Source organism: uncultured Jannaschia sp. (assembly GCF_947494055.1).
GTDB lineage: Bacteria > Pseudomonadota > Alphaproteobacteria > Rhodobacterales > Rhodobacteraceae > Jannaschia.
On sequence record NZ_CANLTR010000079.1, the window covers coordinates 1 to 7,608 of the forward strand.

8 protein-coding genes and 4 pseudogenes are annotated in these 7,608 nt (G+C 63.6%); 3 read left to right on the forward strand and 9 right to left on the reverse strand.

Annotation, left to right across the window (positions count from 1 at the left end):
* Positions 1-188: pseudogene (locus Q1A87_RS22365) on the forward strand (hypothetical protein); the annotation flags it as partial.
* 86 nt (positions 189-274) lie between these two features.
* Here Q1A87_RS22365 and Q1A87_RS22370 read toward each other — a convergent pair.
* From Q1A87_RS22370 to Q1A87_RS22395, 8 genes and pseudogenes are all read right to left on the reverse strand, one after another.
* Positions 275-370: pseudogene (locus Q1A87_RS22370) on the reverse strand (IS5/IS1182 family transposase); the annotation flags it as partial.
* Positions 371-393: 23 nt separating this feature from the next.
* Positions 394-1,352 (reverse strand): IS630 family transposase gene (locus Q1A87_RS22375; RefSeq protein WP_299656748.1). Its coding sequence is split into 2 segments (ribosomal slippage): positions 394-1,005 and positions 1,008-1,352, totalling 957 coding nucleotides; the frame shifts between segments, so codons are not numbered across the junction.
* Positions 1,289-1,786 (reverse strand): transposase, encoded by a 498-nt coding sequence (locus Q1A87_RS24340; RefSeq protein ID WP_363323057.1) that lies wholly within the window; start codon positions 1,784-1,786, stop codon positions 1,289-1,291. Before Q1A87_RS24340 ends, Q1A87_RS22375 begins: the two co-directional genes overlap by 64 nt.
* A gap of 253 nt (positions 1,787-2,039) precedes the next feature.
* Positions 2,040-2,693, reverse strand: coding sequence for a 5-formyltetrahydrofolate cyclo-ligase (locus Q1A87_RS22380; protein WP_299656751.1), 654 nt, complete (start codon positions 2,691-2,693; stop codon positions 2,040-2,042).
* Positions 2,690-3,127 carry a PACE efflux transporter gene (locus Q1A87_RS22385; protein WP_299656754.1) on the reverse strand — a complete coding sequence of 146 codons (438 nt, stop codon included), beginning with the start codon at positions 3,125-3,127 and terminating at the stop codon, positions 2,690-2,692. Before Q1A87_RS22385 ends, Q1A87_RS22380 begins: the two co-directional genes overlap by 4 nt.
* 327 nt (positions 3,128-3,454) lie before the next feature.
* Positions 3,455-3,862, reverse strand: a complete 408-nt coding sequence (locus Q1A87_RS22390; protein WP_299656757.1) for a PIN domain nuclease — start codon at positions 3,860-3,862, stop codon at positions 3,455-3,457.
* Positions 3,859-4,053, reverse strand: a complete 195-nt coding sequence (locus Q1A87_RS24345; RefSeq protein ID WP_299845150.1) for a type II toxin-antitoxin system VapB family antitoxin — start codon at positions 4,051-4,053, stop codon at positions 3,859-3,861. The genes Q1A87_RS22390 and Q1A87_RS24345 overlap by 4 nt, the downstream gene beginning before the upstream one ends.
* A gap of 234 nt (positions 4,054-4,287) precedes the next feature.
* Positions 4,288-4,609 (reverse strand): annotated as a pseudogene (locus Q1A87_RS22395) (integrase core domain-containing protein); the annotation flags it as partial.
* A 51-nt stretch (positions 4,610-4,660) separates the two neighbouring features.
* Between Q1A87_RS22395 and Q1A87_RS22400 the strand changes: the two are divergent.
* Positions 4,661-5,020: a hypothetical protein gene (locus Q1A87_RS22400; RefSeq protein ID WP_299656760.1), complete on the forward strand. Its 360-nt coding sequence runs from the start codon at positions 4,661-4,663 to the stop codon at positions 5,018-5,020.
* Positions 5,021-5,313: 293 nt separating this feature from the next.
* Here the strand turns inward: Q1A87_RS22400 and Q1A87_RS22405 are convergent, their stop codons facing one another.
* Positions 5,314-6,108, reverse strand: coding sequence for an EAL domain-containing protein (locus Q1A87_RS22405; protein ID WP_299656763.1), 795 nt, complete (start codon positions 6,106-6,108; stop codon positions 5,314-5,316).
* Positions 6,109-6,294: 186 nt separating this feature from the next.
* On the opposite strand from Q1A87_RS22405, the pseudogene Q1A87_RS22410 reads away from it, so the two are divergent.
* Positions 6,295-7,563, forward strand: a pseudogene (locus tag Q1A87_RS22410) (IS3 family transposase).
* Positions 7,564-7,608 lie beyond the last annotated feature (45 nt).

Genomic DNA, 7,608 nt, shown 5'->3' on the forward strand with positions numbered 1-7,608 from the left:
CCGCAGAGGGCGTCGAGACGGTCGAGCAGCACAAGGCCCTGACGGAATTCGGGTGCTCGGAATTGCAGGGCTTCCTGTTGTCGAAGCCTCTCGAGGTCCGTACCCTGCAGGCGAAGACGACCATCTCGCCAACTCCAAGCAGGCTCCTGTCATCGTTCAAGCCGGCGCAACACTGCGCAATCGCCTGATCGAAGGCCTCGCCGCACAGAGGCTGTGTGAAAAGTCATGCTGGTGCGATCCGCCGGATCATGCCGGCCGACTCGACCCGGCACGCGACGAGAAAGCCTTCCGTATCGACGAGGATCTGGCGCTTGCGCCCGTTCACGCGTTTGTGGCCGTCGAAGCCGCGAACGCCCCCCTTTCGGTCGTCTTCACCAATAAAGCGTTTCGGCATTAACCCGAGGCGTATCCGGCAGCAGTGAAGTAGTTCCAGCACTCCTGCGGGTCGTAGAGATCACAGATCGCACCGATGGCGTCGAACATCTCTGTGAATGTCCGTGCGCCGATCTTTCGGAGATGAGCCTTGAGCTTGGCGAAGGCCTGTTCGATTGGGTTCAGGTCGGGCGAGTAGGGTGGCAGGTAGAGGAACCAGCATCCGTGGTCGCGGAGTGTGCGGGCGGCCTCGACGTTTCGGTGAGTGGCGAGGTTGTCGAGAACGACGACGGTGCCGGGCTCGATCTCGGGCACCAACACCTTGCGGACGTAGGCGGCGAAGGCCGGGCCGTCCATCGCGCCCTTGATCACCCAAGGCGCGATCAGCGCGTCCGCCGTCAGCCCCGCGATCAGCGTCTGCGTGCCCCAGCTGCCGAATGGGGCATCCATGGTCAGGCGCTCTCCGCGCGGGGCTCGTCCGCGAAGGCGCGTGAGGTTTGTCTTCACGGCGGTTTCGTCAAGAAACACCACCCGCTCGGGCCGGGCGGCGATGGCGGGGAGGCGGGGCCTCATCCAGTCGGCGCGCTGTTGCCTTACCCTTGCGCGGCGGCGTTCGGTGGCGACCAGCGACTTTTCTTGTACGTGAAGCCGAGCCGGGTCAGCAGCTTGGCAATGGACGAGTGGTGGACCTGGACCCCCTCCGCTTCGGTGAGCGCGTCGCGCAACTCGAAGAGCGTGATGTCGGGGTCTTGCGCGACCAGTTCGTCGATAAAGGCCCGGTACGGCGCCAACTTGCCCGACCCGGGCGGGCGACCCTGAACCGCCGGATCGGCATGTCCCTTCGTCCTGATCTGCCGCGCCCACCGGGCGCCGGTCGCGGGCGAGACCTTCAGTCGCGCCGCAGCGGCACGCCCACTCAGTCCCTCGTCAATATACTTCTGAAACCGTGTCCGAAGCGCTGACGGCAAAGGTGCTGACATGGTCCATCCTCCTCAAAAGGATGAATCACACCGCCTCCCTCATGGGAATCCCCACGATTCATGTTTCGGCCGAAAAGCTCTAGCGCATCCATGATCACCACCGTTGGATCGCTTCGACAGCCGGCCTTCACCCGAGCTGCGACACGAAAATTCCGGTGCAAACGGACCCAGACCCCGTCAAGCCGCCAGCGCCGGAAGTACCACCAGACCGTACCCCGGGGCGGAAAATCGGCAGGCAGCATCCGCCACTGGCAGCCCGTCCTCGATAGATAGAAAATTGCGTCGACCGCAGCGCGACGATCAGTCTGGCGGGGCCGTCCACCACGCCGCTCGGGTTGGAAATGCCGGGTGATCAGCGCCCACTGGGCATCGGTCAGATCCGTCGGGTAGCTACGTCGCGCCATACTGTTCCTCCGCTTCTCCGGATAGAACATGGCACCAACAGGCCGGCCGGCGACTTTCCAAACAGCCTCTCAGAGCGTTGCAACGACCGATTGAGACCGCCCAGCCTCGCCAAGCCTCTTTGCCCACAGCAACCGGATCGGCGACGGGGCGAACCTGACGGAAAACCATCCTGAGGAACCCAATCGTGTGGTACGAAAGATCACAGACGATTGCGAAATGGCCAGCGTTTCGGGATAGGCTAACAGGTAGAATCGGGACGGACCGTGGTCGATCGTTCTCCCGTCAGGTGCGATGCCGGATCGAACCGTCGGCGAGCAGAACGTGGTCCATCGGCACATCCCAAGGCATCGGAAAGATCGTCGGGATGGCGCAATCGGGCCAGCCTATACCGATGATTTGAGGCAGCGGCTCAAGCCGTGCCAGCGTCCGGTCGTAGTAGCCGCCGCCGTTTCCGAGCCGGAAGCAGCCTTCGTCGACGCCGACAAGAGGCGATATCACCACGTCCGGCCGCATCTCCGAGCCATCTCTCGGCACCGGGATGTGCCAGATGCCGCGCTCCATGGCGCAGCCGGGCGACCAGGCACGGAAGGCGAGCGGTGCGTCTTTCTCCACCACGACCGGCAGGAGGATCGTTGCACCGGCCGTGTGGGCACGGGCCATCCACCCGCGCAGATCGGGCTCGCCGCGGATCGGCCAGTAGGCGGCGATCCGAAGGCCCGGTCGAGGCGTCATCAGCTCATCGAGCGCGCGTACGAGCATGTCGTTCATCGCCGCGCGGTCGATCAACGAAATCCGCCTGCGCGCTTCCATGAGCCGTGCCCGCTCAGCCCTTCGGAACCGAGACACGTCCCGTGCCGTATTTAGATCGACGGGATGTCCGTCGACGAGGCGGTGTGCCAGGCAAGCCGGCGAGGCGTCGCTGTCATCTTCCATCATTGCCTCCCGATCGCAGCCGCGGTCCGATCCACGGGAAAGAGGATATCGTAGACCCAAGTGAAGCCGAACGTGTAGACGACGTAAAATGCAGCGAAGGCGATATCCGTCAGGAATGCCTCGAGAAGCGTGATGCCGAGCCACCAGGCGAAGAGCGGTAGCAGGAGCAGCAGCAATGTCGTCTCGAAGAGGATCGCATGGAGGACGCGGATCGGAAGCGTTTTTCGCAGACGTCCCGTGGCACGATGCAGCAGCTGGTCGAAGACGAGGTTGTAGACGTAATTCCACAGCGTCGCGGTCGTGGCGCCGATGATCACCACGGCGCTGACATCGCCGAGCGGATGATCGAACAGCCAGGCGAAGAGCGGCGCCGTGATCGCCAGCCCTCCGACCTCGAAGCCGACGGCCTGGCGAATGCGGTCGGATGTTGTGCGCATGAGTTGACCCCGGTCGTGTCCGGGCCGTCCCGATCGCTGTCCCGATTGTCGGGCAAGGTCGTCCTAGAGCCTCGACCTATGAACGGGCGACAGCGCTTCAAGGTTCGGGTCAGGCTCGATGCTGAATTCGTCTGCCTCCCTGACCCGCACCTCGCCCCGATCTTTTTCAAGGTGAGGTCGCGATCGGTTGCGGATTACGGGACCGCAGAGCAAGGCGCTCTGCGTCAAGGTTTGGCGGTAAGGGTATGGTTCTCATCAAAAATGCCGGTCCTCTTTAGCTTACGTGCAACTCATCGTGCGAAACTTGTGTCGCCAGCAGCACGGAAGTCAGCGCTTTCTCCCGCCCGCCGCGGATGTCAGTCCCAGATGGTCCACGAATGGCTGGAAATCCCGGTCGGTGAAAAGAAGCGGAATGGCGTCGCGGATGCAGCGCGTGGCGATCAACGTGTCGATCGTCTTGCGAACCATGATCCCTTTCGCGCGGAGACGGCGGAAGTTGCGAGTCGCTTCCAGGGCAACCGAGGATCCGGCGATCTCTACGAGGTCCAGAGCAGAAAAGAGAGTTCGAGCTTGCTCGAAGGCGTGATCCGGTCCGATCCCCTGCAGGACTTCGGTCAGGATCAGGTCACCGATCGCGACAGGCTCCACGCCTAGAAGCCCATCGAGAAGATCCGTCTCGGCGTTGGAGGTTCCGCGCAAATAATCGATCCACACGCTCGAATCGACGAGGATCATCCGTCGGTTCGCATCATCTCTAGATCGCCTGTCCAATCTACACGACCCCGGAGCTGCTTGAGATCCTTCTGATGCTGGAGGCGAAGCAGGGTCTTCAGACCGAGTTCGACGACTTCCCGCTTCGTCGCCGCACCCGTCACGGCCATCGCGGACGTCATGAGGTCGTCGTCTATGACAATGTTTGTGCGCATGTGTATTATTCCGTCAGGGTATACACATAAGGGTACCGGGTACTCCGCGCAATAGATCGCGTAAGCGTCTCGGCTCCAGCCTCATTGATCTTCAATGCCAGAGGACCCCTCTTGACGACTTCCTCACCGAGCCCAGATGAGGCGGCTCGTTTCGTCTGAACAGCTTCTGGGCAGCCGCCAAGAGGATCGCCGCTTTGGTTGCGCCGCGGCCGGGATCGGCGTCAGCTGTTTGAGATACGCTTGATCGGCCGTCTGCCCGCCATGCGACGAATGCGGTCTCGTGCCGTTGTAGAAGCGTGGATAGCGGTCAACCGACGCATGGGTCTCGGAGACACTGGCGTAGGCGCGCAGGTAGGCCTCCTCGGATTTCTCCGTCCGCCAGAGCCGCTCGACCACTGCCCCGCAGGGCATCGCTTCGCGATGTCCCGGGAGGGGGAAGACGTTGTCGCGCCACGCACTCTTGCCGTCTGTTACCGGCAGGCGATTGCAAGCAATCACCGAGAGGCATGCTGATGGCGATCCCGACGTCTTTCAGCACCTCGATGAAGTCAGCGCTACCGGTATTCATCGCCTGTTTCATCAGCCGGTATCGTGAACGGTCCAGCGGATGATCTGGTCGTTCGCTCATCATGCCGCAGTGGCCAGGGAGTACTCATGGCGCGCGCCGCCAGGCCCGGAGGCTCCGCATGATGATCGAGACCCTTCGGCGGCTGCGGATCACCGCGGTCGTGATTACCGGCCGTACGACAGGCATATCGACAGCGAGGAGCAGAAGACCGAGGGGCAACATCCAAAGCCCAAGAAACGGAAATACGGAGAACAAGCCGCCAAGGATCAGAAGGAGGGCGAGCGGCACGCGCGCCAGTATCCAACCGGTACGCAGCAGAATGCGGATCGGTTGCCGCAAAACGGGAATCTGGCGTTCCAGCACTGCAAACTGCCGTATCAGTCGCTGCTTCTGTCTTGATCCGGTCGTCACCTCAGCCTCCACAGCCCTCTCGTCTCTTCCTTTTGACCCTGAAGCCGCAGATGGTCAGAACGACTAGTCTCTACAAGCTGCCGGACCCGGAACGAGGCAGATATGGATTTCGGACACATCATCATCGAGCATGTGCAGAGGCGTGGGGATGTGGATGATGGGCACGACCGAGTCAGATGGCGCCAAGGCGCGCCCATGTGAAACGACCCCGTGAAACGGTTTGGCCGGGCAGCAAGATCCTTGCTGGTTTTGAGAATGCTCCGCTCGGCGGATCAAGGGGATCAGGCGGACCGGGGCAGATCGGAAACGGCCATCATGAAGGTGCGGACCTCGTCGCACGGGATCGGCCTGCTGATCAGGTAGCCCTGGATCTGGTCGCAACCCTCCCGCCGGGCGAAGGCCCTCTGCTCCGCGGTCTCCACCCCTTCGATCGTGACGCGCATCCGCAGCTTCCTGGCGAGAGCCGTCACCGCCTGGACGATGGCCACGCTGTCCGCGTCCGTCGGAATCCGGCGCACGAAGGACTGGTCGATCTTGATCTTGTCGAACGGGAACCGCCGCAGATGGCTTAGCGAGGAGAAGCCGGTGCCGAAATCGTCGAGCGAGACGCGGATGCCCAGTTTCCGAAGGCGGTGAAGATTGTCGTAGGTCCGCTCGTCGTCGCCGAGAAGCGCGGTCTCGGTCACCTCGAGCTCGAGGCGTTGCGCGGAGAACCCCGTCTCGGCGAGGACGCGGGAGACCTTCTGCAGCAGGTTCGCGTCGCCGAGCTGTATCGCACTCAGATTGACGGCGAGCGACGTCTCGGCCGGCCAGTGCACGGCCTCTGCGCAGGCGATCCGGAGCACCCGCTCGCCGATCTCCCCGATCAGTCCGGTCTCCTCGGCCAGCGGGATGAAGACGCCCGGCGAGACCATGCCCCGCTCCGGATGCCGCCAACGGGCCAGGGCCTCCGCCCCGACGAACGCGCCGGTCCGGGCATCCACCTGCGGCTGGTAATGGACCTCGATCTCGTCCTCCCGGAGCGCGGCGCGAAGATCCCGCTCCAGTTCGCCGCGCCGGGTCGCCGCTTCCTGCATGCCTGGCTCGAAGGCGCGGATCCGCCCGCCGCCGTCCGCCTTGGCGGCGAGAAGGGCGAGGTTGGCCTGGCGCGACAGCGCCTCTGCAGCCGTCCCGCGGTCCTCCGCGCGCAGGGTCGCGCGTGACCTGCCACGAAATTTTTCTTCGACCGCCGATTGGAGTCCGTCCCGACGTGAGGACGGACAATGAAGCGAACGAGATTCACGGTCGAACAGATCATCCGCTGCCCGGCAGGCGCATGCGCAGGATGCTGCCGAGAGGGGGCATCCTGAGCGAACACGAGGCGGGCGCAAAGTGCGCGGACCTGTGCCGCAAGCACGGCATGTCCGAAGGCACCTTCTACAACTGAAAGGCCGAGTTCGGCGGCATGACGGTGTCAGAGGCCAAGCGGCTGAAGGCGCTCGAGGATGAGAACGCGAAGCTGTAGGTCCAAGGGACCGTGGCCCCAGTGGGGCCGCGTAAGCCCGCAGGACGCTGGCCGGTAGCGCCCGCCGGGAAGCGCGAAGCCGTTGCGTATCTTCGGGCCGAGCATGGCCTGTCGCAACGGCGGGCCTGCCACATCGCCGGCGCGGATCGAACGATGATCCGCTATCGATCTCAGCGCGCGCCGGACACAGTGCTGGGCGGTCGGTTGCGGGACCTGGCCAACGAGCGCCGGCGGTTCGGTTACCGGCGCCTGTTCGTTCTGCTCCGTCGCGAGGGCGAGCCCTCGGGGATCAACCGCATCTACAGGCTCTACCGGGAGGAGGGGTTGACGGTGCGCAAGCGGAAGGCCCGACGCAAGGCGGTCGGGACGCGGGCCCCGATTCTGGTGGAGGCGCGGCCCAATGCACGCTGGTCACTGGACTTTGTCCACGACTAGTTCGCCAACGGCCAGCGCTTCCGGGTTCTCAACGTGGTCGACGACGTCACTCGGGAATGCCTCGCGGCAATCCCGGACACGTCGATCTCGGGCCGCCGTGTGGCGCATGGACTGACGGCCCTGATCGAGCGCCGGGGAAAGCCGGGGATAATTGTCAGCGACAACGGGACCGAACTGACCAGTAACGCGATCCTGCGGTGGTGTTCCGAACACCGGATCGAATGGCATTACATCGCGCCGGGCAAACCGATGCGAGACACGGCTTCGTGGAGAGTTTCAATGGCCGGATGCGCCCCTCTCGGCAGATTGCTTCACAATCGCCTGCCAGGCAGTGGACGAGCTGCTCAATGAGACAATGTTCCGCAACCTGGCACATGCCCGGATCGTGATCACCGCCTGGGCTGCCGACTACAACACAGAACGCCCGCACTCGGCCTTGGGTTGCCAGACCCCGACCAACTACGCGCAGGCCCTGACCACCGCAATCGCCCGCCCCGCTGCGCGAGATGAAAGCTCCGCGCGGCGAGCGATTGCTCAACCTGCGCCAACCGGCGTAAACAGTGCTCTGCCCCCTGAGAACTGGACCGTTTGAAACTGGAGTTTTCCGCTAAGTTTCCCTGGCTGGGAGAGGAGCGGA

Coding starts and splice junctions, on each gene's coding strand:
- Q1A87_RS24340 (WP_363323057.1), bottom strand. CDS start 1,786: ATGTTCTATCCGGAGAAGCGGAGGAACAGTATGGCGCGACGTAGCTAC.
- Q1A87_RS22380 (WP_299656751.1), bottom strand. CDS start 2,693: ATGATGGAAGATGACAGCGACGCCTCGCCGGCTTGCCTGGCACACCGC.
- Q1A87_RS22385 (WP_299656754.1), bottom strand. CDS start 3,127: ATGCGCACAACATCCGACCGCATTCGCCAGGCCGTCGGCTTCGAGGTC.
- Q1A87_RS22390 (WP_299656757.1), bottom strand. CDS start 3,862: ATGATCCTCGTCGATTCGAGCGTGTGGATCGATTATTTGCGCGGAACC.
- Q1A87_RS24345 (WP_299845150.1), bottom strand. CDS start 4,053: ATGCGCACAAACATTGTCATAGACGACGACCTCATGACGTCCGCGATG.
- Q1A87_RS22400 (WP_299656760.1), top strand. CDS start 4,661: ATGATCTGGTCGTTCGCTCATCATGCCGCAGTGGCCAGGGAGTACTCA.
- Q1A87_RS22405 (WP_299656763.1), bottom strand. CDS start 6,108: ATGCAGGAAGCGGCGACCCGGCGCGGCGAACTGGAGCGGGATCTTCGC.